The sequence below is a fragment of the Sphingomonas taxi genome (assembly GCF_000764535.1).
Taxonomy (GTDB): domain Bacteria; phylum Pseudomonadota; class Alphaproteobacteria; order Sphingomonadales; family Sphingomonadaceae; genus Sphingomonas; species Sphingomonas taxi.
The window spans coordinates 554368-577399 of sequence record NZ_CP009571.1; the positions used below are offsets into that span (position 1 = coordinate 554368).

The 23032-nt window shown below is 68.5% G+C and carries 21 protein-coding genes; 12 read left to right on the plus strand and 9 right to left on the minus strand.

Translation table 11 applies throughout. The features are described 5' to 3' along the window. Positions 1–29: 29 nt before the first annotated feature. Complete coding sequence (locus MC45_RS02430) at positions 30–1220, plus strand: SAM-dependent methyltransferase (protein WP_052075770.1); 1191 nt, start codon at positions 30–32, stop codon at positions 1218–1220. Between the two features lie 145 nt (positions 1221–1365). Here MC45_RS02430 and MC45_RS02435 read toward each other — a convergent pair whose 3' ends face one another. Continuing rightward, positions 1366–2073 (minus strand): SDR family NAD(P)-dependent oxidoreductase, encoded by a 708-nt coding sequence (locus MC45_RS02435; protein ID WP_038659071.1) that lies wholly within the window; start codon positions 2071–2073, stop codon positions 1366–1368. Between the two features lie 3 nt (positions 2074–2076). After that, complete coding sequence (gene purF, locus MC45_RS02440; protein WP_038659073.1) at positions 2077–3534, minus strand: amidophosphoribosyltransferase; 1458 nt, start codon at positions 3532–3534, stop codon at positions 2077–2079. A 124-nt stretch (positions 3535–3658) separates the two neighbouring features. Between purF and MC45_RS02445 the strand changes: the two genes are divergently transcribed. Further along, complete coding sequence (locus tag MC45_RS02445; RefSeq protein WP_038659076.1) at positions 3659–3910, plus strand: DUF7218 family protein; 252 nt, start codon at positions 3659–3661, stop codon at positions 3908–3910. A 166-nt stretch (positions 3911–4076) separates the two neighbouring features. Here MC45_RS02445 and MC45_RS02450 read toward each other — a convergent pair whose 3' ends face one another. From MC45_RS02450 to MC45_RS02460, 3 genes are read right to left on the minus strand one after another with little or no spacing between them, the layout of a single operon-like run. Then, positions 4077–5429 (minus strand): cell wall hydrolase, encoded by a 1353-nt coding sequence (locus MC45_RS02450; RefSeq protein ID WP_081974306.1) that lies wholly within the window; start codon positions 5427–5429, stop codon positions 4077–4079. 26 nt (positions 5430–5455) lie between these two features. Then, positions 5456–6376 carry a cysteine synthase A gene (cysK, locus tag MC45_RS02455; RefSeq protein ID WP_038659080.1) on the minus strand — a complete coding sequence of 307 codons (921 nt, stop codon included), beginning with the start codon at positions 6374–6376 and terminating at the stop codon, positions 5456–5458. After that, positions 6373–7647 (minus strand): MFS transporter, encoded by a 1275-nt coding sequence (locus MC45_RS02460; RefSeq protein WP_038659083.1) that lies wholly within the window; start codon positions 7645–7647, stop codon positions 6373–6375. Before MC45_RS02460 ends, cysK begins: the two co-directional genes overlap by 4 nt. Before the next feature lie 107 nt (positions 7648–7754). On the opposite strand from MC45_RS02460, the gene hisI reads away from it, so the two are divergent. From hisI to epsC, 6 genes are all read left to right on the plus strand, one after another. Continuing rightward, positions 7755–8114, plus strand: a complete 360-nt coding sequence (gene hisI, locus MC45_RS02465; protein WP_038659086.1) for a phosphoribosyl-AMP cyclohydrolase — start codon at positions 7755–7757, stop codon at positions 8112–8114. Continuing rightward, entirely contained in the window at positions 8111–8605 is a 495-nt protein-coding gene (locus MC45_RS02470) for a hypothetical protein (protein ID WP_038659089.1), read from the plus strand. Before hisI ends, MC45_RS02470 begins: the two co-directional genes overlap by 4 nt. A 37-nt stretch (positions 8606–8642) precedes the next feature. Next, positions 8643–9068 (plus strand): MerR family transcriptional regulator, encoded by a 426-nt coding sequence (locus MC45_RS02475; RefSeq protein WP_038659092.1) that lies wholly within the window; start codon positions 8643–8645, stop codon positions 9066–9068. A gap of 4 nt (positions 9069–9072) precedes the next feature. Beyond that, positions 9073–10875, plus strand: coding sequence for an acyl-CoA dehydrogenase C-terminal domain-containing protein (locus MC45_RS02480; protein WP_038659094.1), 1803 nt, complete (start codon positions 9073–9075; stop codon positions 10873–10875). A gap of 384 nt (positions 10876–11259) precedes the next feature. After that, positions 11260–12573, plus strand: coding sequence for an NAD(P)/FAD-dependent oxidoreductase (locus tag MC45_RS02485; protein WP_038659097.1), 1314 nt, complete (start codon positions 11260–11262; stop codon positions 12571–12573). A 104-nt stretch (positions 12574–12677) separates the two neighbouring features. After that, positions 12678–13616, plus strand: a complete 939-nt coding sequence (gene epsC, locus MC45_RS02490) for a serine O-acetyltransferase EpsC (protein ID WP_052075482.1) — start codon at positions 12678–12680, stop codon at positions 13614–13616. Here epsC and MC45_RS02495 read toward each other — a convergent pair whose 3' ends face one another. Then, positions 13617–14351 carry a glycosyltransferase family 2 protein gene (locus tag MC45_RS02495; RefSeq protein ID WP_052075483.1) on the minus strand — a complete coding sequence of 245 codons (735 nt, stop codon included), beginning with the start codon at positions 14349–14351 and terminating at the stop codon, positions 13617–13619. 46 nt (positions 14352–14397) lie between these two features. Beyond that, positions 14398–17298 (minus strand): TonB-dependent receptor plug domain-containing protein, encoded by a 2901-nt coding sequence (locus MC45_RS02500; protein ID WP_038659099.1) that lies wholly within the window; start codon positions 17296–17298, stop codon positions 14398–14400. A gap of 181 nt (positions 17299–17479) precedes the next feature. On the opposite strand from MC45_RS02500, the gene MC45_RS02505 reads away from it, so the two are divergent. From MC45_RS02505 to MC45_RS02515, 3 genes are read left to right on the plus strand one after another with little or no spacing between them, the layout of a single operon-like run. Beyond that, positions 17480–18748 carry an extracellular solute-binding protein gene (locus tag MC45_RS02505; protein WP_038659101.1) on the plus strand — a complete coding sequence of 423 codons (1269 nt, stop codon included), beginning with the start codon at positions 17480–17482 and terminating at the stop codon, positions 18746–18748. Then, the gene (locus MC45_RS02510) at positions 18745–19626 is read left to right on the plus strand and encodes a carbohydrate ABC transporter permease (protein WP_038659104.1); all 882 of its coding nucleotides are present in this window, start codon (positions 18745–18747) and stop codon (positions 19624–19626) included. Before MC45_RS02505 ends, MC45_RS02510 begins: the two co-directional genes overlap by 4 nt. Then, complete coding sequence (locus MC45_RS02515) at positions 19617–20468, plus strand: carbohydrate ABC transporter permease (RefSeq protein ID WP_052075484.1); 852 nt, start codon at positions 19617–19619, stop codon at positions 20466–20468. Before MC45_RS02510 ends, MC45_RS02515 begins: the two co-directional genes overlap by 10 nt. Here MC45_RS02515 and MC45_RS02520 read toward each other — a convergent pair. Next, on the minus strand, positions 20429–21538 hold the full coding sequence (locus MC45_RS02520; protein ID WP_038659110.1) for an ABC transporter ATP-binding protein: 1110 nt from the start codon (positions 21536–21538) through the stop codon (positions 20429–20431). The two genes, MC45_RS02515 and MC45_RS02520, sit on opposite strands and share 40 nt — an antisense overlap. A 136-nt stretch (positions 21539–21674) precedes the next feature. Between MC45_RS02520 and MC45_RS02525 the strand changes: the two genes are divergently transcribed. Then, on the plus strand, positions 21675–21860 hold the full coding sequence (locus MC45_RS02525) for a hypothetical protein (RefSeq protein ID WP_038659113.1): 186 nt from the start codon (positions 21675–21677) through the stop codon (positions 21858–21860). 144 nt (positions 21861–22004) lie between these two features. On the opposite strand, the gene MC45_RS02530 is transcribed toward MC45_RS02525, so the two are convergent. Further along, a complete protein-coding gene (locus MC45_RS02530) occupies positions 22005–23006 on the minus strand; it encodes an ATP-grasp fold amidoligase family protein (RefSeq protein ID WP_038659116.1) in 1002 nt (333 codons plus the stop codon). Between the last annotated feature and the right edge of the window lie 26 nt (positions 23007–23032).

Consider the following 23032-nt stretch of genomic DNA (forward strand, 5'->3'; position numbering starts at 1 on the left):
GGGCAAGCTGCGGCATGAGCGCCCGCGACATGGCTGCGGACACATTCCAGACACGCGCGCTCGCCCCGATCTTCCACCGTTTGCTCGACCGGATCGATGCCGGGCTGGCGAGCGGCGGCATCGAGGCGCGACTGCCCGACGGCACCCACCGGCTGCTCGGCGGACGCAGGCCGGGGCCGGTGCCGATCGTTACCCTCCACCGCTGGCGCGCGCTGGTCCGGCTGGCGACGGGCGGTTCGGTCGGCTGGTATCGTGCGTGGCGCGACGGCGACTGGTCGAGCCCCGACCCGGTGCCGCTGTTCGATCTCTTCATGCGCAATCGAGTCGAGCTCGCCGACGTGGCCAGGGCGGGCGGCGGATCGAAGCTGTTGCTGCGCCTGTGGCACCGCCTTCGTCGCAACGACAAGCAGGGTTCGCGTCGTAACATCGCCGACCATTACGACCTCGGCAACGACTTCTACCGCGAATGGCTCGATACCGGCCTGACCTATTCGAGCGGGATCTTTGCGAGCGGTGACACGCTCGAGCGCGCGCAGGACCGCAAGCTCGCCGCGATCCTCGATCGCACCGGCACGGCGCCGGGCGACACGATCCTGGAAATCGGTTGCGGCTGGGGTTCGTTCGCCGCCACTGCGGCGGCAGGCGGGCGGCGCGTCCAAGCGCTGACGCTCTCTACCGAGCAGAAGGCGGCGGTCGATGCGCGGAACCTGCCGGGGGTGACGGTAGCCCTGACCGACTATCGCGACGTCACGGGCCAGTTCGACGCGGTGGCCAGCATCGAGATGGTCGAGGCGGTCGGGCAGGATTACTGGCCGGCCTATTGCGACACGCTGGCGCGGGTGCTCAAGCCCGGCGGGCGCGCGGCGCTGCAATATATCAGCATCGCCGACGACGTGTTCGACCGCTACGCGACCAGCGTCGATTTCATCCAGCGCTACATCTTCCCCGGCGGCATGCTGCTGTCGGAAAGCCGCTTTCGTGCCTTGTGCGAGGCGCGGGGGCTGGCGTGGACCGACCCCTGCAGCTTCGGGCTCGATTATGCGCAGACGTTGCGCCACTGGCGCGAGCGGTTCGAGAATGCCGACAAGGCCGGGCGCCTGCCCGAACGGCTCGACGCGCGCTTCCGCGATCTGTGGCGCTATTATCTGATGTATTGCGAAGGCGGCTTCCGCGGCCGCGGCATCGACGTCGCACAGGTGACGCTGGTGAAGCGTACCTAATTCCTCCCTCGCTTTAGCGGGGGAGGGGGACCGTTCGCGATGCGAATGGTGGAGGGGCGCTTCCGCAAATACGGACATTACCGTATCCTCCACCTCCGTCAGGCCTTCGGCCTGCCACCTCCCCCTTGCGGGGGAGGACTTGGGGTCACCCCACGCGTTCGCGGTGTCCGGCCTCGAAGCCCGCCACCGCCAGCGCGACGATCCGGTCCGCCACCGTCTCGGGCGGCTTGACCGACTCGGGTGCCTCGCCCGGATAGGCGCGCGCGCGCATCTTGGTCCGGGTCGCGCCGGGATCGACGATCGCGGTGCGGATCTGGCTGATGTCGGCGGTCTCGTCGCCATAGGCGCCGAGCATCGTCTCGAACGCCGCCTTCGACGCGCCATAGGCACCCCAATAGGCGCGCGGATTGCGCCCGACGCTGGAGGTCAAACCGATCACCTTGCCCGCCGCCGCCTTGCGCAGCATCGGGTCGAACGCCTGGATCATCGCCACCTGCGCGCTGACGTTGAGCGTCAGCACCTGCGCCAGTTCCTTGGCGTCGATCGCCGGCACCGCGGCGAGGCTGCCGAGCATCGCCGCGTTGAGCACCAGCACGTCGAGCGCCTGCCAGCGCTCGCCGACCGCCGCGGCGAGCCGCGCAATACTGTCGGTCTGCGTCAGGTCGAGCGGTGCGATCGTCGCCGAGCCGCCCGCGTCGAAGATCGTTTCCTCGACCGCCTCCAGATCCTTGGCGGTGCGCGCGGTCAGCACGACATGCGCGCCCGCCGCGCCCAGCGCGATCGCGGTGGCGGCGCCGATGCCGCGGCTCGCGCCGGTGACCAGCGCGAGTTGGTTCGCAAGCGGTCTGGCCATGCCTTAGTTGACCCGCTCCGCCAGCATCGCGAACTGGTCGACCGCGACGCTGTCGTCCTGGTCGGTCAGCGTCGTCGGATAGTCGCCGGTGAAGCAGGCGTCACAGTATTTCGGCCGGATGTCGGCGCGCTTCGCCTCGCCCAGCGCCTTGTAGAGGCCGTCGATCGACACGAACGACAGGCTGTCGGCGTGGATAAAGTCGGTCATCCCGCCGAGGTCGAGCTTGGCGGCGAGCAATTTGGCACGCTCGGGTGTGTCGACGCCGTAGAAGCAGCTATGCCGCGTCGGCGGGCTGGCGATGCGCATATGCACCTCGGCCGCGCCGGCATCGCGCATCATCTGCACGATCTTGAGGCTGGTGGTGCCGCGGACGATCGAATCGTCGACGAGGATGATCCGTTTGCCCTTGATGAGCGCGCGATTTGCGTTGTGCTTCAGCTTGACGCCGAGGTGGCGGACCTTGTCGCCCGGCTGGATGAAGGTGCGACCGACATAATGCGAGCGAATGATGCCGAGCTCGAACGGAATGCCCGATTGCTGCGCATAGCCGATCGCCGCCGGTACGCCCGAATCGGGCACCGGGATGACGAGGTCGGCCTCGACCGGCGTCTCGATCGCGAGCTGCGCGCCGATCTCCTTGCGCACCGTATAGACCGACTGGTCGCCGGCGATCGAATCGGGGCGGCTGAAATAGACCCATTCGAAGATGCACGGCCGCGGCGCCATCGGCGCGAACGGGCGAATCGAGCGAATCTCGCCGTTCTGGACGATGACCAGCTCGCCCGGCTCGACCTGCCGTTCGAAGGTCGCGCCGCAGACGTCGAGCGCCACCGTTTCGGAGGCGAAGATCACCGCGCCGTCGAGCTTGCCCATCACCAGCGGCCGGATGCCGAGCGGGTCGCGGCAGGCGATCATCCCCTCGGGTGTCATCACGACGAGGCTGTAGGCGCCTTCGATCTGCTTGAGCGCATCGATGAAGCGGTCGAGCAGGGTGCGATAGTTGGAGGTCGCGACGAGATGGATGATCGTCTCGGTGTCGCTGGTCGACTGGAAGATCGAGCCGCGCCGGATCAGCTCGCGTCGCAGCTTCATCGCGTTGGAAATATTGCCGTTATGCGCGACGGCGAAGCCGCCGCTGGCGAGTTCGGCATAGAGCGGCTGGACGTTGCGCAGCGCCGTCTCGCCGGTCGTCGAATAGCGGACGTGGCCGACCGCATAATCGCCGGGCAGCGCGCGGATCACGTCGTCGCGGTCGAAATTGCCCGCGACATGGCCCATCGCGCGATGGGTGTGGAAGTGATGGCCATCGAAGCTGCTGATGCCAGCCGCCTCCTGGCCGCGGTGCTGCAGCGCGTGCAGGCCGAGCGCAACGAGCGCCGCGGCGCTGTCGCTGCCGGATACACCGAATACGCCACACTCTTCGCGTAGCTTGTCGTCTTCAAACGGATGGGTCGTCAGCATGGTGGCGGGGGCTCACATCGTGCGGGTGGCCATATAGGAGCGCATTCCGCGTTTGTCGCGTATTTGTAATGCGCAAAACGAACCGATTGTCGCGATGCGCGTTCCGGGCGCGAAGGAGAGGGTGATGGCCAAGGACCATGGCGCGCAGATCAAGGACGACGCGCTCTACGAGGAGCTGCTGAAACAGGGCAATTCCAAGGAGAAGGCGGCGCGGATCGCCAATGCCAAGGCGGCCGGCACGCTCGACCATCCGGGCGGCACGCTGGAGGAGCGCAGCAAGGCGGACCTGCTGAAGGAAGCACGCGAGATCGGCATCGAGGGCCGTTCGAAGATGGACAAGGCGGCGCTGGTCAAGGCGATCCGCGGGCATAAATAAGCGTCGTGGCGCGGAACGGCGCGTCAACCGCCCGTCACCCCGGACTTGTTCCGGGGTCCACCGGGCCGCAGGGGGACGATATCCTCTCAAGCCGCGCTCCTCGCCGCGGAGTGGACCCCGGAACAAGTCCGGGGTGACGGGGTGGGTGGGTAGTCGTCAACGAGTCCTAGCGCTCGCTCGTCATCGGAAGACGACGCGCGGACGACGAAGCTGACGGGAAGGCGGACGCTGGCCGTTTTGCGCCGGTGGCCTCCGGCACCTCGTTACCGCGGGCTACCGCATCCCCCTTGCGCCGTACGCCGCCCAGCTCGGCTACCGGCGTTGCGACCGGCGTCGGCGTCACTGCCGCCACCGGCACGGCCGTCAGCAGCACCTGCTGCTTCATACACTGCCGCCGGTCGGGCCGGGGGTATTTGGCGCAATTCCATAGCGTCCGCTCCAGCCCGGCATCGCGGTCGCGGATATAGCTGAACGCCATCGCCGCGACCTGATCGGCGGTCAGCGGCGCGGCGGTCGGCGTCTTTGCCGCGTCGCTCCACGCCGAGAAGCGGCACGCCTTGCGGTCGCCGCACGCCTTGGCGGCGATCGTCGGATACAATTCGGGCTGCACGCCCCACGGCAAGGTCACGAAGAAACTGTCGCCATCGGCCGCCGAGGCGGTGAACGGCGCCGTCTCGCCCGCCACGCCGTCCGGCGCGACCAGTCCGAGTGCCGCCGACGCCTCGAGCAATGCCGCATCCGCCTCGGCGAGCGCGCCGCCCATCTTGTGCGCGTCGGAGATCGGCGCGAGCTGCGCGATCACCGGCTCGCTCGAACTCACCTGCCGGTTGAACGCGGGCGGCGTTCCCCACCAGCCGGTCCAGCGGAAGAACAGATGGCTGTGCACCGCAACGACCTTGTCGAGGCTCGCCTGCCAATAGGGCACCACCCAGTCGGTGTGGTAATGCGTCGCATAGCCGACCGGGCGATAGACCGCGCCGCCCAGCGCCATCGTCGCCACCTCGCGCGCCCGCCGCCAGGCGTCGGCGGTCGGCGTCCAGCGCGTCAGCGCGTGGTCGCACGCGAAGCTGAACTGGCAGCCGGTGCTGCGCTCCTGCCCCTCGAAGATCACGCCGCACACGGTCTTCGGAAAGGCGGGGTGGCGCAGCCGGTTGAGCACCACCTGCGCGACGGCGCGTTCGCCCTCGCTATCGTCGCCAGCCTCATACAGCACGCCCGCCGCCATACAGTCGGTCGCCCGCGCACGATCCTCCGCGTCGCCGACGAAGCGGAACGGCCGCGCCGCCGGATTGGGCAAATCGGAAAAAGGAACGCCGGCGTTGAACGCCTTGGCATCCTCCGGCGTCAGGTCGATGAACGTCACCGGTTCGACCGGCGGCAGCTCGGCGGGCGGCACGACCCGCCGTTGCAGCACGACACGCTTGTGCGGCTGCGGCATCGCGGGCGGATGGGTGACGACGAGGGCGGGGACGGCGACCGCGACGATCGCAGTCGCCGCCAGCACCGCGCGCAGCCACATCGGGCTGCGCGCCTGGGAAGGAACCGTCACTGTTCGGGCAGGAAGTCCGGCACCGACAAATAGCGCTCGCCCGTGTCATAGTTGAAACCGAGCACGCGGACACCGTCGGGCAGATCCGGCAGCTTCTGGAGGATCGCGGCGAGCGTCGCGCCCGACGAGATGCCGACGAGGATACCCTCTTCGGTCGCCGAGCGGCGCGCCATGTCCTTGGCGACCGCGGCGTCGACCTCGATCACCCCGTCGAGCGCCTGCGTGTGCAGGTTGCGCGGGATGAAGCCGGCGCCGATCCCCTGGATCGGGTGCGGCCCCGGCTGGCCGCCGGCGATGACCGGCGAGGCGGCGGGCTCGACCGCGAAGACCTTGAGGTTCGGCCAATGCTTCTTCAGCGTCTCGGCGACGCCGGTGATATGGCCGCCGGTGCCGACGCCGGTGATGATGACGTCGATCGGCGAGTCGCGGAAATCGTTGAGGATCTCCTGCGCCGTCGTGCGGGTGTGGACATCGATGTTGGCGCCGTTTTCGAATTGCTGCGGCATCCACGCGCCCGGCGTCGCATGGACCAGCTCGATCGCGCGCTCGATCGCCCCCTTCATCCCCTTCTCGCGCGGGGTCAGGTCGAAGGTCGCGCCATAAGCGAGCATCAGCCGCCGCCGCTCGAGCGACATCGATTCGGGCATGACGAGGACCAGCTTGTAGCCCTTCACCGCGGCGACCATCGCCAGGCCGACGCCGGTGTTGCCGCTGGTCGGCTCGATGATCGTGCCGCCGGGCTTGAGGTCGCCATTGGCTTCCGCCGCCTCGATCATCGCCAGCGCGATGCGATCCTTGATCGAGCCGCCCGGATTGGAGCGTTCGGATTTGATCCAGACTTCCGAATCGGGAAACAGCTTGGCGACGCGGATGTGCGGCGTGTTGCCGATCGTTTCCAGGATGGTGTTGGCCTTCATGGCTTGGCTTCTCCGTGCTGCGGTTCGATCTGTAACATGTCTGGCGGGTCGAAGGTCCGTGCGGCGCGCAGTTCGGGGAACAGCCGCGCCCAGAGCAGGGTGACGACGATCGCCGCGATCCCGCCGAACGCGACCGCGCCGACCGGACCGAGCAGCGACGCCATCAGCCCGCTTTCCGCCTCGCCCAGTTCGTTCGATGCCGAGATGGTGAGCTGCGACACCGCGCTCACCCGGCCGCGCATCTCGTCGGGGGTATGGAGCTGGATCAACGACTGGCGGACGTAAACCGAGACCATGTCTGCGCCGCCCGCGACGATCAGCGCGGCGAGGCTGAGCGGGAAGGAGGTCGACAGGCCGAAGGTCAGCACCGCCACGGCGAAGACGACCACCGCGATCAGCATCTTGGTGCCGACGTTGCTGTCCATCGGCCTCACCGAGAACCACACCGCGGTGACTGCCGCGCCGATCCCCATGCCGGCGGCGAGCACGCCCAGCCCCTGCGCGCCGACATGCAGGATATCGCGGGCGTAGATCGGCAGCAGCGCGGTCGCGCCGGCGAGCAGCACGACAAACAGGTCGAGCGTGATCGTTGCCAGCACCAGCCGGTTGTTGCGGACGTACTGGAAACCGTCGAGGATGCGGGTGAGCGGGTGTTTGTCGGTCTGCGCCGGCGGCTGCGGCACCGGCCCGATCAGGAACATCGTCGCCAGCGCCAGAACGAACAGCCCGGTGATCGTCGCATAAGCGACGTCGGGATGGATCGCATAAAGCAGCCCGCCGACGCTCGGCCCGGCGATCGACCCCACCTGCCACGCGATCGACGAGATCGCGATCGCGGTCGGCAGACTCTCGCGCGGCACCAGATTGGGGGCGAGCGCCGAATAGGCCGGGCCGGTGAAGGCGCGCACGACACCGATTACCACCGCCGCGAAGAACAAGGCCGGCAGCGTCAGCTCGCCGAGCCAGGTCAGCACGCCGAGGAACGCCGCGACCAGCGCGATCACCGCTGTCGTGGCGCGGACGATCCAGCGCCGGTCGACGCTGTCGGCGACGAGGCCGGTGACGGGGGTGAGCAGGAACAAAGGCACGAACTGCGCCGCGCCGATCATGCCGAGCAGGAACGCCGCCTGCCGCACGTCCATCGTCTCGCGCGCCAAGCCATAGACTTGCCAGCCGATGACGATCGCCAATGCGGTCTGCGCGATCGTGCCGGACAGGCGCGACAGCCAATAGCTGCGGAAATTGGCGATACGGAAGGGGTGGGTGGCCATGTGGCGCGCAGCTTTGCCGCGTGCGCAACCGAAGGGCAACATAGTTGCGCTTTTCAGCGGTTGCACGGGAGGATGACGCCGCCTCCGCACCCGCTATAGACGCTGGCATGGCCGATCCCCGCGAAACCGAACTCGTCCTCGATCCCAAATACGACGCCGCCGGGCTGATCACCGCGGTCGTCACCACCCGCGACGGCGCGCTGCTGATGGTCGCGCATATGAACGCCGAGGCGCTCGCCGCGACGCAGGCGAGCGGCGAGGCGACCTTCTGGTCGCGCAGTCGCGCGCGGCTGTGGAAGAAGGGCGAGACGTCGGGCAACGTGCTGCGCGTCGTCGAGATGCGCATCGACTGCGATCAGGATGCGCTGTGGATCATCGCCGATCCCGCCGGGCCCGCCTGCCATACCGGCGCGGCGAGCTGTTTCTACCGCCGGGTCGACGGCGATCGGTTGCAGGCGATCGGATGAGGCGCGCGCTGTTCGCGGCGCTGTTGCTCGCCGGCTGCGGATCGCCGCCACCGGCACCGCAGGACACGCCGGGCAGCCGGTTGGAACGCGCGGCGCTGCGTGCCGGCCTCGTCGGCGATCCCGCGCGCGCCGGCCTCGCCGGGTCGTGGGCCGCCGACACCGACCGGCTCTGCATCGTCCCCGCCGGCCGCGACACGTTCCGGATCGGCGCGTTGATCGATTACGGCGAGGGGCAGGGCTGCGCCGCTGCCGGCACCGCCCGCCGGCGCGGCGAGACCGTCGCGGTCGCCTTCGGCCCCTGCCGCTTCGATGCGCATTTCGATGGCGAACGCATCGTCTTCCCCGCCGCGATGCCCGCCGATTGCGATCGGTACTGCACCGGCCGCGCCTCGCTCGATTCGCTGACCGTCGAGCGGCTCAGCGGCGCGGTGGCCGAGGCGGCGACGCTGCGCGCGCCGTCTGGAAAACGGCTGTGCAGCGCAGGTGAGTAGGTTGACGTTGACGTAAACGTGACGTAACGAATCGGCCATGGCCTCGTCACCCGCTTATGCCGTGATCGAACATCGCCACGATCGCGACTCCTTCACGATTTCCGATCTGTGCGAAGAGTTCGGCGTCACCGCGCGGGCGCTGCGCTTCTATGAGGACGAAGGGCTGATCGCTCCCGAGCGGCGCGGCACCCAGCGCATCTATTCGCATCGCGACCGCGCGCGGCTCGCCTGGATCCTGCGCGGCAAGCGCGTCGGCTTCAGCCTCGGCGAGATCCGCGAGATGATCGACCTCTACGATCTCGACGACGGCCGCCGTCTCCAGCGGCAGGTGTCGATCGACCGCTGCCGCGCACGGATCGAACTGCTCGAACGCCAGAAGCACGACATCGACGCCGCGATCGCCGAACTTACCGAATTCGTGGCGGTCGTCGAGGCCGTCCATATCGCCGACACACAAGGATAATCGGATGCCACAGTATACGCCCCCCGTCCGCGACACGCGTTTTATCCTCGAGCATGTCGTCGGCTTGCAGAAATACGCAAATCTGCCCGGCTTCGACGCCGCCACCCCAGACGTGGTCGAGGCGGTGCTGGAGGAGGGCGGCCGCTTCGTCGCTGAGGTGCTGTTCCCGCTCAACCAGTCGGGCGATCTCGAAGGCTGCACCCGGAACGAGGACGGCAGCGTCACCACCCCCGCCGGCTTCAAGGACGCCTATAACCAGTACGTCGAGAGCGGCTGGGCGACGCTGGGCAACGCGCCGGAATATGGCGGGCAGGGCATGCCGCACGTCGTGTCGATCGCCTTCCAGGAATATATGATCTCGTCGAACATGGCCTTCGCCATGTATCCCGGCCTGACCCACGGCGCGATCGCGGCCTTGGTCGCCAAGGGCAGCCCCGAGCAGCAGCAGATGTACGTCCCCAAGATGGTGTCGGGCGAATGGGGCGGCACGATGAACCTCACCGAGCCGCAATGCGGCACCGATCTTGGCCTGATCCGCACCAAGGCAGAGCCGCAGGCGGACGGTTCCTATGCGATCACCGGCACCAAGATATTCATCTCGGCGGGCGAGCACGACCTCACCGACAACATCATCCATCTCGTGCTGGCCAAGACGCCGGGCGCGCCCGACAGTTCGAAGGGCATCTCGCTGTTCGTGGTGCCCAAGGTGCTGGTCAACGCCGACGGCAGCCTCGGCGAGCGCAACGCGGTCACCTGCGGCTCGATCGAGCACAAGATGGGCATCCACGCCAATTCGACCTGCGTGATGAACTATGACGGCGCCAAGGGCTGGCTGGTCGGCGAGGAGATGAAGGGCCTTGCCGCGATGTTCATCATGATGAACGCGGCGCGGCTCGGCGTCGGCCTGCAAGGGCTCGGCATCGCCGAGGTCGCCTATCAGAATGCCGTCCAGTACGCCGAGGATCGTCGCCAGGGCCGCGCGCTGACCGGGCCGAAGCAGCCCGAGGAAAAGGCGGACACCTTGTTTGTCCATCCCGACATCCGCCGCATGCTGATGGAGGCCAAGGCGTGGACCGAGGGGCTGCGTGCGCTCTGCCTGTGGGGTGCGTTGCAGGTCGATCTGGAGCATCATGCCGGCACCGATGCCGAGCGCGAGATGGCGGGCGACCTGATCGGCCTGCTCACGCCGGTCATCAAGGGCGTCGGCACCGACAAGGGCTATGAGGTCGCGACCAACGCGCAGCAGGTCTATGGCGGACACGGCTACATCGCCGAATGGGGCATGGAGCAATATGTCCGCGATGCCCGGATCGCGATGATCTACGAGGGCACCAACGGCGTGCAGGCGATGGACCTCGTCGGCCGCAAGCTCGCGCTGAAGGGCGGTCGTGCGGTGCAGGCGCTGTTCAAGATCGTCGCCGAGGAAACCGCGGCGGCCGAAGCCGTCGAGGCGACCGCGGGAATCGCCACCGCGCTCAAGAAGGCGCTCGGCGAGCTGCAGGCCGCGACGATGTGGTTCATGGCGAACGGCATGAAGAACCCGGAGAACGTCGGTGCCGGGGCGGTGCCGTACATGCATCTGATGGGGATCGTCGCCACCGGCCTGATGTGGCTGCGCATGGCGAAGGCCGCCGCCGAGCTGAAGGCCGCGGGCGAGGGCGACCCGGCGTTCCTCGACGCCAAGCTGGTCACCGCCCGCTTCTTCGCCGAGCGGATCGCACCCGACGCGGGCGCACTGCGCCGCAAGATCGAGGGTGGCGCGGAGAGCCTGATGGCGCTGCCGCCGGAGATGTTCCGCGCGGCGTGATCCGCGGGGGTGCCGGCGGTTGGCGCGGCAGTCCTGCGATAGTCGCCAAGGTACGCAAGAGCTGTACCCCGGCGGAGGCCGGGGCCCAGTTGGGCGAAGGTTTGCGATGACTTGCGACAGTCATCCCAACTAAGCCCCCGGCCTCCGCCGGGTACAGCGACGCTTCATTGAGATCTTTCGCCTCCCGTGATGACGGCTTGGCTAAGGGCCTGACGCAAGTGTGGGCCGGGCGGCGGATATTTACCCAATCCGTCCCGGCACGGTATACTGTGCCGCAAGACGATCAGATCGGCCGCCGCCAGGTCCGCCGATCGGAAAACGAGGGGATGCCGTAACCAACGCGCGAGCGGCGCCCGCCCGCGTGTTCGATGCGGAGACGAAGCCATGACGTCCAAGACCCAGATCGTCATCGTCGGCGGCGGTGCAGCGGGCCTCGAACTCGCCACCCGGCTCGGTGCGCGCTATGGTCGCAAGGCGCACGACATCATCGTCGTCGATCGCAACCGCACGCATATCTGGAAGCCGCTGCTGCACGAGGTAGCGACCGGCTCGCTCGATGCCAATATGGACGAAGTCGGCTATCGCAGCCATTGCCATCGCTGGGGCTATCGCTTCTTCTACGGCACGCTGCGTGCGATCGACCGGACCACGCGGCAGGTCCATCTGGCGCCGGTGTACGACGATCAGGGTCGCGAGGTGATCGCCGCGCACGCGATCCGCTACGATTATCTGGTGCTCGCCTACGGCTCGGTGACCAACGATTTCGGCACGCCCGGCGTGGCGGACAATTGCACCTTCCTCGACAGCCGGGCGCAGGCCGACCGCTTCCGCGACCGGCTGCTCGATCATTGCCTGCGCGTCTCGCGGACGATGACCGCCGATCCCGCCAGCGACGCGCACGTCCGCATTGCCATCGTCGGCGGCGGTGCCACCGGCGTCGAACTGGCCGCGGAATTGTTCAACGCCGCTGCGGCGCTCGGTCATTACGGGCTGGAGGTGTTCGACGAGAGCCGGCTCGCGGTGACGCTGATCGAGGCGGGACCGCGAATCCTTCCCGCTCTGCCCGAGCGGCTCGCCGATGCCGCGCGCGGCGAGCTGGAGGCGCTCGGCGTCCGCGCGGTCACCGACACGCCGGTGACCGCGGCGGATCGCGACGGCCTGACGATAGGCACCGGCGACCGGATCGATGCCGACCTGATGGTCTGGGCGGCGGGGGTGAAGGCGGTGCCGATCGCCGGCGGACTCGACGGGCTCGACCTCGCCCGCGGCGGGCAGGTGGTGGTGACGCCGACGTTGCAGAGCGTCAACGACGATCGCATCTTCGCGATCGGCGATTGTGCGGCGTGCCGGCTGCCGGGCAGCGACCGCCCGGTGCCGCCACGGGCGCAGGCGGCGCATCAGATGGCCGCGGCGGTCTTCGTCAACCTCAAGCGGCAGATGGCGGGCAGGCCGTTGCGGCCGTTCGTCTACCGGGATCACGGCTCGCTGGTGTCACTGAGCCGCTTTTCTACCGTCGGCACGCTGATGGGCAATCTGGTCGGTGGCAAGCTGGCGATCGAGGGGCGGCTGGCTCGGTTCGTCTATCTGTCGCTGTATCGCATGCATCTGATCGCCATCCACGGCTGGATCAAGGGCTGCGCGCTGATCGTAATCGGCCACGTCAACCGCATCGTCCGGCCGCGGCTCAAGCTGCACTGACCCCGGCGGGCGCTGATATCCAGCCTTTGCGCGGGGCAAATCAAGCTGCTTTGCCAAGATGCTGCGCTCCGCCGAGATGACGGGCCGTAGCAAGGATCGAAATCATGGTTGAGCCCAGCGCCGACGAATATCCGTCGATCGCCTTCCCGCAGGAAATCGACGTCGTCGTCGAGCAATTGCAGCGCGCCCGTATCGCCTGGCGCACCGCGCACCCGCACAACGACGAACGCGGCAGCCGCTTCCCCTCGCGTCAGGCGCTCAAGCGGATCACCGGGGAGCTCGGCACCGCCTTGTTCCCGCTGCGGCTCGGCCCATCGGAGCTGACCGCCGCCAACGAAAATGCGTTCATCGCGGCCTCGCTCGAATCGACGCTGGCGCAGCTCGCCGCGCAGATCGACCTCGAACTGGGCTATAGCGGCAGCGAGGGCGACGTCCGTGCGACGGCGCTGCGCGCCGAGCGGCTGATCGGGGCCTTCGCCGCCGGCCTGCCCGAGATCCGCCGCATCCTCGATAGCGACGTGGAAGCCGCTTATGCCGCCGATCCCGCGGCGCGCAGCGTCGACGAGGTGCTGGTCGCCTATCCGTCGTTCACCGCGATCATTCATCATCGCATCGCGTATTTGCTGTATCGCCTCGGCGCGCCGCTGGTCGCGCGCCTGATCGCCGAGATCGCGCATGCCGGCACCGGCATCGACATCCACCCCGCCGCGCGCATCGGCCGGCGGTTCTTCATCGATCACGGCACCGGCGTGGTGATCGGCGAGACCGCGATCCTCGGCGATCGCGTCCGCCTGTACCAGGGCGTCACCTTGGGCGGCGACCCCGATCTGTTCGGCGACAAATCGGGCGCGCCGCGCCATCCGATCGTCGCGGACGATGTGGTGATCCACGCCAATGCGACGATCGTCGGCCGGGTGACGATCGGCGCCCGCTCGCGCATCGGCGGTGGCGTCTGGCTGCGCCAGGACGTGCCGGCGGACACGCTGGTCGAGGCGCCGGCGCCGCTGTTCCGTGCCTTGCCGATCCCCGCCGCAACGGGTTGATCAGGCGGTCAGCGCCATCAGATAGGGGTGGGCGAGGACGCGGTCGGCGTTGCGTGCGCCGATCGCGGTGTCGTTGACCAGCCGGCTGCCCGCGACGGTGCGATAGAGCGCCACGCACGTGTCGATCCGGGCGAAGCGCGCGCCCGCCGCGGCGGTCCGGGTGTAGAAGTCCCAGTCGTTGCAATTGTGGAAGCTGGGGTCGAATCCCCCGACCTGCGCCACCATCGCGCGGCGGACGATCGACCAGCTCGGCCCGATGACGCCGCCGCTGGCCAGGCCGCGACGGATGCAGCCGCCGTCCCAGCCGCATTCGGGCGCTTGCGGCGCGCCGTCACCCTCGACGCGGGCGAAATGGCCGACGACGATGTCGTGCAGTCCGCCCGCGGTGCCGTCGAGCAGCGCCCGCGCCGCGCCGGGCAGCCAGACGTCGTCGCTGTCGAGGAAGGCGATCCAGTCGGACCGGGCGGCACCCGCGCCGGTGTTGCGCGCCTGCGATGCGCCGACGTTGCGCGGCAGCACGATCGCATCGACCGAGGGATGCGCCGCGGCGAGGCCGCGGATTACCGCCGCGCTGTCGTCGGACGAGCCGTCGTCGACGACGATCACGCGGGCGGGCGGATGGTCCTGCGCCAGCACGCTGGCGACGGCATCGGCCACGACATGGGCACGGTTGTGGCAGGGAATGACGACGTCATAGGTCGCGAGCGGCGCGAACAGTAGCGGAACATGGAGCATCGCCGCTCCATGCCAGTTTCCGCCGCGCGATCAAGCGTCGGGCGGCTCAGCTGCCGCCGAACCGCACCTTCGCGCCCGCATAGAGATAGCGGCCGACCGGCGAGATCGGCACGTTGGTCTGGAAGCCGATATCGGGCTTCTGGTCGGTCAGGTTGTTGACCCCGCCGTAGAAGGCGAAATCGCGGGCGACCTCGATCTGCGCCTGCACGTCGTGCTGCCACAGCGCCTTGTAGCGGAAATAACGGGGATCGACGAGGTTGGCGTTGCCGTCGCTCTCGAAGCGGCTGAAGCGGCGCACGCCGTTCTGCCAGCGCAGATTGTAGCTGAGCGTCAGCGGCCCGTCGCTCCACGTCGGCGACAGCGTCGCGTTCCAGCGCGGGCGGAAGATCTGGTCGACGTTGTTCTCGACCTCGGCGCCCGGCGTCGCGACCTGTTCGAGCGTGTTGAGATAGCCACCGACCAGCCGCACGTCGAAGGTCCCGGCGCCGGTGGTGCGGAAGCGATAGGCGACGTTGAGCTCGGCGCCCGAGGTGCGGAAGGCGGAGACGTTCTGCGGCGTGATCGTATAGCCGTTGATGAAGCCGGTGCCGGTGCGCCGGCTGATCTGCCCGCAGAACGGATTGGCGAGCGTCGGCTGGTCGACGCAGAGCGCAGCGATGCTGTTGGCGGCATCGCCATTGGGGTTGTTGATCGCGTCGCGCAGGCGGATGTCGTACCAGTCGACGCCGATCGACAGGCCGGGGACGACATCGGGGCGCAGCACGACGCCCGCGGTCCACGTCCGCGCCACCTCCGCCTTCAGATCGGGATTGCCCGACACCGAACCGGGGATGAAGATCGCGGCATCGGGATTGTTGGCCGCGGTGAAGGTCGCCGGATTGCCGCCCAGCCCGCTGATCAGCGCGACGCAATTGGCGGCGCGCGACGCGCTGCCGAGATTGCGGTTGCCGACGTAGCACGGGTCGGAGAAAAAGGCGCTCGACCCCGTCGTCGGGCGGAACAACTCGCCGATATTGGGCGCGCGCACCGAGCGTCCATAGGAGCCGCGGAAGCTGATCGCGCGAATCGGCGCCCAGATGCCGTTGAACTGATAGGCCTTCGTCGATCCGACCGTCGAATAGTCGGAATAGCGTCCCGCCGCGCCGACCGAGAGCAGGTGGAAGAACGGCCGGTCCTTGAGCAGCGGCGCGTTGAGCTCGCCGAACGCCTCCCACACATCGAAACGGCCGCGCGACGCGGTCGGGATGATATATTCGTCATATTGGTAGAAGGCATTGTCGACGAGCGACTGCGCGGGCGTGAAGCGGCTCGACTCGCGCCGGTACTCGCCGCCCACGGCGAAGGCGATCGTGCCGCCCGGCAGCTCGAAGAACCGGCCGAAGTCGCCGGTCAGCGCGGCATTGACGACATGCTGGGTGATCCGCGCGTTGCTCACCGGATTGTCGAGATAATAAGCGTAGGAGGCGGGATCGACGGTGGCACCGCCGAAGGTGTTGACCGGTATGCAGCCCGCCGCCTGCGCCGCCGCCGATCGGCAAACGATCGTGCCGCCGGGGCCGCGTACCGCGTCGAGCGCTTCGAGGAAGCGCGTGTTCACCCGGTCGTTGAGCTTGGTCGCGCGGACGTCGGTCTGGCCGTAGGTGTAGGAGACGTCGTAGCTGGCGTGGTCGTTCAACCGCCCGGCGACGTCGACGACACCGCGATAGGTGCGCCGGCGATCGGTCTCGCCGCGACGGGGGATGTCGAAATTGTTGCGGTTGACGTCGATCGAGGTCAGCCCGGCCGCGCGCGCCGCGGTGAGGATGGTCGCGGGGATGAACGGATTGTCGAGCGCGATCGTCGCCGGATAATTGCCGCCATAGCCGCTGAAGCTGGTGATCGTCGACTGGACGAACTTGCCTTCGAGGCTGACCTTGAACGCGTCCGATGCATCGTAATGCGAGAGCGCGTTGACCGCGTGGCGACGGGTGCGCGGGAAGATGTCGCCAATATAGCCCGCCACCGGCGTATCGTCGCCGCCGATGCTGTAGCCGTCGTTCTGCAGGACGCGGCCCGGCGTGTAGATCGCGCCGTCGCCGCGGAACGTCTGGTCGCCGATGTAGATGATGCCCTGGTTCGAACTATAGGGATAGCGCAGGTCTCCGAGCGGTGCCGTCTGGTAGCTGCCCGCCTGGCCGGGGACATAGCCATCGACATTGACGAAATACTGGCGTTGCGCGGCGGTGAGGTAGGAACGGTCGTCGTTGGCGAGCGGTTCGTCGGCGTTATATTCGTAGGCGAGCGTGACGTTGCCGCGGCCATCGGCGAAATTGTGCCCTGCGACGATCGACGCAAAGCGGTTGGCGGCATCGCCGCGGTCGGAGATGCCGAATTGCGAACGCGCCGATATCCCGTCGAAGTCGCGCTTCATCACGAAATTGACCACGCCGGACACGCCGTCGGCACCGTAGACGGCCGAAGCGGCGCCGGTCAGCACGTCGACGCGGTCGATCAGGTCGGTCGGGATCGCGTTGATGTCGACCGCGGCGGTGTCGGGCTGGCCCGCGACGTGGCGGCGGCCGTTGACCAGTACCAACGTGCGGTTGGGGCCGAGCCCGCGCAGGTCGAGCAGGTTGAGGCCGACCTGGCCGAAGCTGCCGTCCGCCTGGTTGCTGCCCGCGGTCCGCGTGCTGTCGAGCGAGTTGGTCAGCGCCGGCACGCGCTGAAGGAAGGTGGTGACGTTGGTGTTGCCCGATTGCTGCAGGTCGGCCGCGCCGAATGACACGATCGGATTGGGCGCGGCATAATCGGGGCGCTGGATGCGCGATCCGGTGACGATGATGTCGTCGGCCGGTGCGTCGGCGGCAGGCTCGGCCTGGGGTGCGGCGGTCTGTGCCTGCGCAAGCGGCGCAAGGAAGAGCGCCGCACCTGACAATAGGGAGCGGCTGCGGTGAATGCGGCGCGACATGATGATCCCCCTGTGTGCCGGCTCGGTTTCGGCCGGCGTTCTGTTGTCGCTATCCTTACCGGCATCGCCCGGCGGTTCAATCGCCGCAGCGGCCACGTAGTAGATAAAACAGTCGACATATGAACGATTTAATCGATCGTATGGGTGGTGCCTCGGCAACGGATGCGGCATCGTCGCCGCGATGGGAGAGGGCAGCACGGACGTCGCATGGACGCGCAGGTCCGCCCTCGGGCTGATCCCGGCGCTGGCGCTCGCCGGCTGTGCGGGACCGGGCGGGACAGAAGCGCCGCTGTCGATGTGGGCGATGAGCTATGAAGGCGACTATTCGCCGCTGCTGATGCCCGCCTTCACCGCCGCGACGGGCGTCCCGGTCGAGGTCCAGTCGCTCCCGACCACCGCGAGCCACGAAAAGCTGCTCACCGCCTTCGCTGGCGGGGCGATGCCCGACGTGTTGATGCTGTTCAACGGCTGGGTGCAGGAGTTCGCCACGATCGGCGCGATCGCGCCACTGCCGTCGCCCGACCTCGTCGCCGACATGTTTCCCGGTGTGCTGGCGGCGACGCGTTTCGCGGGGCGGGACTATGCGGTGCCGTGGTCGGTCGCGCCGCAGGTGCAATTCTACCGCCGCGATATTCTCGGCGAAGCGGGCTATGACAGCTCGCCCGAGGACTGGGATGGCTGGCGGGCGATGGCGCGCGCGATCAAGCGCCGGCGGCCGGACGATTACGTCTTCCTCATGCTGCTCAACTGGCCCAACGGGCTCATCACGATGCTGTTGCAGGCCGGCGCGACGATGTTGCGCGATCGCAACACGCGCGGCGCCTTCCAGACCCCCGAGGCACGCGCCGCCTTCGCCTATTACGTCTCGCTCTACACGGACGGATATGCGCCGATGGCGTTGTCGACCGAGGTGCAGGACCCCGTCGCCGCCTTCGCCACCGGCTATTGCGCGGTCTGGCCGAGCGGTCCGACGACGCTCAAGGATTTCGCCCGCCGTGCCGATCTGCTCCCGCGCACGCGCTGGGCGACCGCGCGGCTGCCGGGACCGCACGGCGCCGGTCCGGTGTCGGGACTGAGCGCCAGCCTGTGCGTCTCGACGCAGACCAAGCGCCCGCGCGAGGCCTGGGCCCTGGTCCGCCATCTGACCTCGATCGAGAGCGAATTGCGCTACCAGCGGCTGATCGGCAATCTGCCCGCCCGCGTCGGCGCCTGGACCGCCCCGCAACTCGCCGCGCCGGTGCTGCGCCCGTTCGCCGACCAGATGCGCCAGCCCGCCGCCGCCCCGCCGGTGATCGAATGGGAGCAGATCCAGACCGAGGTGCAGTTCGCCGCCGAGCGGATCGTCCGCGGCGTCCAGACGATGGACGAGGCGTTGGCGGCGCTCGACCGCAGGGTAGACGGGCTGCTCGCCAAACGCCGCGCATTGGTCGAGGCGGGTCGGATCGCATGACCCGGCAGGAGCGGACCGGCTGGCTGTTCACCGCGCCGGTGCTGGCGATCATCGCGCTCGTCTTCGTACTGCCGACCGCGCTCGCGCTGGCGTTGTCGGTCACCGATTATTCGATCTACGCGCTCGCTGATTGGTCGAACCTGCATTTCGTCGGCCTCGGCAATTTCACCGGCCTGCTGTCGACGCCGCTGTTCTGGCGCGCGCTCGGCAACACCCTGCTGTTCGCCGCGCTCGGCGTGCCGATGGCGATCGGCACCTCGCTGTTCGTCGCCTTGCTGCTCAACGATGCGACGGTACGGTGGAAGCCGCTGTGGCGCGTGCTGCTGTTCGCGCCTTATGTGACCAGCGTCGTCGCGACCGCGGTGGTATGGCGTATCCTGTTCAACCAGCGCTTCGGCCTGATCAACCGCGCGCTCGCCGCCGTCGGCATCGCGCCGGTCGACTGGCTCGGCGACCCGCATGTGTCGATCCCCGCGATCCTGCTGTTCGTGACCTGGAAGATCTTCGGCTACAACATGATCGTCTTCACCGCCGCGCTGTCGGCGGTGCCGGGCGAGCTGATCGAGGCGGCGCGGCTCGACGGGGCGGGGCGGTGGGGCCGCTTCCGGCACGTCACCCTGCCGGCGATCGGCCCGACGCTGCTGCTGGCGACGGTGATGAGCGTTGCCGGCTTCCTGCAGATCTTCGCCGAACCCTATGTGATGACGCTCGGCGGCCCGGCGCAGAGCACGACGACGGTGCTCTACTTCATGTTCGACGAGGGTTTCAAATGGTGGAACCTCGGGCAGGCGAGCGCGGTCGCGTTCGTGCTGTTCCTGATGATCCTCGCGGTGACGATCGCGCAGACGCGGATCGGAAGGCGCCACGAATGGCTGTGACGCGGCTGCGCACGATCGTCTCGACCGGCGCGGTGGCGGTGCTGACCGCGCTCACCATCGCGCCGCTGGCCTATATGGTCGTCGTCTCGTTCATGCCGCGCGGCGAATCGACCACCCTGCCGACGCCGCTGTGGCCGTCGCATTGGTCGGGCGAGAATTATTACGAGCTGCTGGTCCGGCGATCGATCGACGGCGCCTGGTTCGACTATCGCATCGTGCCGGCGCTGGTGAACAGTCTGGGGATCGCGGCGGTCTCGACGCTGCTCGGGCTGTTGCTGACCGTTCCGGCGGGCTATGCCTTCGCCAAGCTGCGCTTCCGCGGGCGAGCGCGACTGCTCCAGCTGCTGATCGCGTCGCTGGTCGTGCCGGGGCAGGTGGCGATGCTGCCCTTGTTCCTGATCTTCAGGGAGCTGGGGCTGGTCAACAGCTATGCCGGCGTGATCCTGCCCAGCCTCGCCGGCATCTTCGCGATCCTGTTCGTTCGTCAGGCGACGCTCGCCATCCCCGACGAGATGATCGACGCGGCGCGGATCGACGGCGCGGGCGAGACGCGGATCTTCGTCAGCATCGTGCTGCCGCTGCTCACTCCGATCGTCGTCACGCTGGCGCTGTTCTTGTTCCTGGGGAGCTGGAACGACTTCCTGTGGCCGCTGATCGTGCTCGCCGACCAGCATCTCTACACCCTGCCGGTGGCGATCGCTGCGATCGGGCGGGAGCATGCCGCGGACGGCGAATTGATGATGGCGGCGGCGGTGGTGACGACGATGCCGGTGCTGCTGCTGTTCCTCGCGCTCCAGCGTTATTATCTGACCGGGCTGCTCGGCGGCAGCATCAAGGGATAGGCTCGGCCGTCCGCGGCGAACAGATGCGTGTCCGCCGCGGCGACGTCGAAGCGCAGCGTCTCGCCGAGCGTCACCGCGCGATCCCCGGGCAGTTGCGCGACGATCGTGCCGATCGCCCCCTGCGCGCCGAGATGCGCGAACGACAGCGGCCCGAGCCGCTCGAACAGCTCGACCACGCCGGCAAAGGCGCCCTCCGCGGCCGCGACGAGATGTTCGGGCCGCACGCCCAGCGTCGCGGCGCCACCCACCGCATCGGCGGGGACGTGGGCGGCGGTGCGCACCGTGGCGCCCCCCGCCAGACGAACCGCGGCGCCGTCCTCGCCGGCCTGGGCGATCGTCACCGGCAGCAGGTTCATCCCCGGCGAGCCGATCGCCGCGGCGACGGCCAGGCTGGCGGGGCGGCGATAGACGTCGAGCGGCGCGCCAACCTGCTCGACGCGGCCCTCGCTCATCACGACGATGCGGTTGGCGAGCGTCATCGCCTCCAGTTGGTCGTGCGTGACGTAGATCATCGTCGCACCGAGCTGCTGGTGCAACCGGGCGAATTCGTGCCGCATCCGCGCGCGCAGCGCGGTGTCGAGGTTGGACAGCGGCTCGTCGAGCAACAGCACGCGCGGCCGACGCACCACCGCCCGCGCGATCGACACGCGCTGGCGCTGGCCGCCGGACAGCGCGCGGGGGCGCCGGTCGAGCAGGTCGGAAAGATCGAGCATCGCCGCCACCGCCGCCACCCGTTCGGCGATCTCGCGCTTGGCGACGCCGGCGACCTTCAGCGGAAAGGCGATATTCTGCGCGACCGTCATCTGCGGATAGAGCGCATAGGATTGGAAGACCATCGCGACGCCGCGTTCGGACGGTGGCGCATGGGTGACGTCGCGCCCGTCGATCGCGACGTGCCCGCCGCTGGGGTCTTCGAGCCCGGCGATCATCCGCAGCAGCGTCGACTTGCCGCATCCCGACGGGCCGACCAGCACGAGGAATTCGCCGTCCTCGACGACGAGGTCGGTCGGCTGCAGCACGGTCACGCCGCCGAAGCCTTTGGTCAGTCCTGATATTTCGACGCTGGCCACGCTCGTCTCCCGATGCTTGGTCCTGCGAGGCGGCGGTGGCCGCTGTCAAACCAAAGTTACGGCCGCAGGTTGGCGGAGTCGCAGGTCGGCCGCGCCGCGCTTGTGCGAATCGTCGGCGGGTGGCTAGGCTGGCGGCATGACCGAAGATGCAGCGACCCACCGGTTGGGCGAAGCCCTCAACCATCTCCACGCGTTCGCCGCGACCTTCGACGCGGGCGCGTACGTCGACGAGGCGAGCGCGCTGACCGCCGCCGACCTCCACCTCATCCTCGACACGCTGGAGCAGGTCCACGGCATCGTGAAGGCGGCACCGGGCCTGTGAAGCGCCGCCACGCCGGGATCGATCTCGGCGCGACGGTCGCCACCGTGCTCTTCCTCGTGGGCTTCGGCGGCATGATCTACGCGTTGGGGGCGAAGATCGGCCTGTTCTAACGCGCGCGCCGGCGCCGAGAGGGCGGTCGAGCGGTCAGGCCTGCCCGTCGCCGGCCAGCGCCGCCATCACGATCCCGCTATAGACGCGGTGCGTCGCATTTTCGGCATGATCGCCCGCCGCCGCCGGCGCGATCCCGAGCGACGCCGCCGGGGTGAAGGTCAGCTCGCCGAAATAGACGCCGTCGCTGCCGTCATAGAGATCGACGCGGACGAATTCGAACGGCGCGGACAGGGCGCGGGCCGCCGCCATCATCGCCGCGATCCGCTCGGCGGTGGGCAGCGCATGGCCGGCGGGCGGCGCCAGCCCGTCGTCGCGGTCCATCGGCTCGAAGCTCGGGACGCGATAGAGCCGGCTCCACGGCCTGCCGAAGCGGCTGTGATCGACCTGGCAGACCAGCGGCTGTCCGCGCACGCAATGGAATTTGTAATCGTCGGGCGATGTCCCCGCGGCGCTCGGGACCAGCGCCTCGACGATGATCTTCCGCGGCAGCCGCCAATATTGCATCTCCCGCAGGATCGACGCGTAATCGGCCTGCGCCAGCCAGAACAAGCGCCGCAGGTCCTCCGGCCCGGTGACGTCGCGCAGGAAGACGGTGCCGCCGCTGGCATGCGTCGGCTTGGCGATCGTCGCGGTACCGACGAAGGGATGCAGCCGTTCGAACAGCGCCTCCGGCGACGGTACGTCGTCCATCGCCACCACCAGCCGCGTCTCCGGCACGCGCAGGCCCGGTGACAGCCGCTGCGCTTCCCGTTTCGCGGTCTCCTTGTCGACGAAGGCGCGTTCGAGCGGCGTCCAGCGCGGATCGATCATCCGGTCGAAGATCACGTCGTTGATCGTCGAGCGCGGGTCGGCGGCGGGCAGCGGCCATCGGCCGAAGCGGCGCCGGAAATGCGGACCGGCGATGACATGGTTGAACGCGCGCGTCATCGGCGCGGCGGCATCGAACGCCACACCGTCGGCGGCCTGACAGGCGTCGTCATCGGCCGCAGGCGTATCCGCAACGCGGCAGGAGACGGGCGGGCGGGTGCGATCCATCCCTTCGGGTAGCGTGGGGTTAGGGT

Bases quoted from the DNA above. Each gene is read 5' to 3' on its own strand.
- MC45_RS02430 (WP_052075770.1), top strand. From the start codon at position 30: ATGGCTGCGGACACATTCCAGACACGCGCGCTCGCCCCGATCTTCCAC.
- MC45_RS02435 (WP_038659071.1), bottom strand. From the start codon at position 2,073: ATGGCCAGACCGCTTGCGAACCAACTCGCGCTGGTCACCGGCGCGAGC.
- purF (WP_038659073.1), bottom strand. From the start codon at position 3,534: ATGCTGACGACCCATCCGTTTGAAGACGACAAGCTACGCGAAGAGTGT.
- MC45_RS02445 (WP_038659076.1), top strand. From the start codon at position 3,659: ATGGCCAAGGACCATGGCGCGCAGATCAAGGACGACGCGCTCTACGAG.
- MC45_RS02450 (WP_081974306.1), bottom strand. From the start codon at position 5,429: ATGTGGCTGCGCGCGGTGCTGGCGGCGACTGCGATCGTCGCGGTCGCC.
- cysK (WP_038659080.1), bottom strand. From the start codon at position 6,376: ATGAAGGCCAACACCATCCTGGAAACGATCGGCAACACGCCGCACATC.
- MC45_RS02460 (WP_038659083.1), bottom strand. From the start codon at position 7,647: ATGGCCACCCACCCCTTCCGTATCGCCAATTTCCGCAGCTATTGGCTG.
- hisI (WP_038659086.1), top strand. From the start codon at position 7,755: ATGGCCGATCCCCGCGAAACCGAACTCGTCCTCGATCCCAAATACGAC.
- MC45_RS02470 (WP_038659089.1), top strand. From the start codon at position 8,111: ATGAGGCGCGCGCTGTTCGCGGCGCTGTTGCTCGCCGGCTGCGGATCG.
- MC45_RS02475 (WP_038659092.1), top strand. From the start codon at position 8,643: ATGGCCTCGTCACCCGCTTATGCCGTGATCGAACATCGCCACGATCGC.
- MC45_RS02480 (WP_038659094.1), top strand. From the start codon at position 9,073: ATGCCACAGTATACGCCCCCCGTCCGCGACACGCGTTTTATCCTCGAG.
- MC45_RS02485 (WP_038659097.1), top strand. From the start codon at position 11,260: ATGACGTCCAAGACCCAGATCGTCATCGTCGGCGGCGGTGCAGCGGGC.
- epsC (WP_052075482.1), top strand. From the start codon at position 12,678: ATGGTTGAGCCCAGCGCCGACGAATATCCGTCGATCGCCTTCCCGCAG.
- MC45_RS02495 (WP_052075483.1), bottom strand. From the start codon at position 14,351: ATGCTCCATGTTCCGCTACTGTTCGCGCCGCTCGCGACCTATGACGTC.
- MC45_RS02500 (WP_038659099.1), bottom strand. From the start codon at position 17,298: ATGTCGCGCCGCATTCACCGCAGCCGCTCCCTATTGTCAGGTGCGGCG.
- MC45_RS02505 (WP_038659101.1), top strand. From the start codon at position 17,480: ATGGGAGAGGGCAGCACGGACGTCGCATGGACGCGCAGGTCCGCCCTC.
- MC45_RS02510 (WP_038659104.1), top strand. From the start codon at position 18,745: ATGACCCGGCAGGAGCGGACCGGCTGGCTGTTCACCGCGCCGGTGCTG.
- MC45_RS02515 (WP_052075484.1), top strand. From the start codon at position 19,617: ATGGCTGTGACGCGGCTGCGCACGATCGTCTCGACCGGCGCGGTGGCG.
- MC45_RS02525 (WP_038659113.1), top strand. From the start codon at position 21,675: ATGACCGAAGATGCAGCGACCCACCGGTTGGGCGAAGCCCTCAACCAT.
- MC45_RS02530 (WP_038659116.1), bottom strand. From the start codon at position 23,006: ATGGATCGCACCCGCCCGCCCGTCTCCTGCCGCGTTGCGGATACGCCT.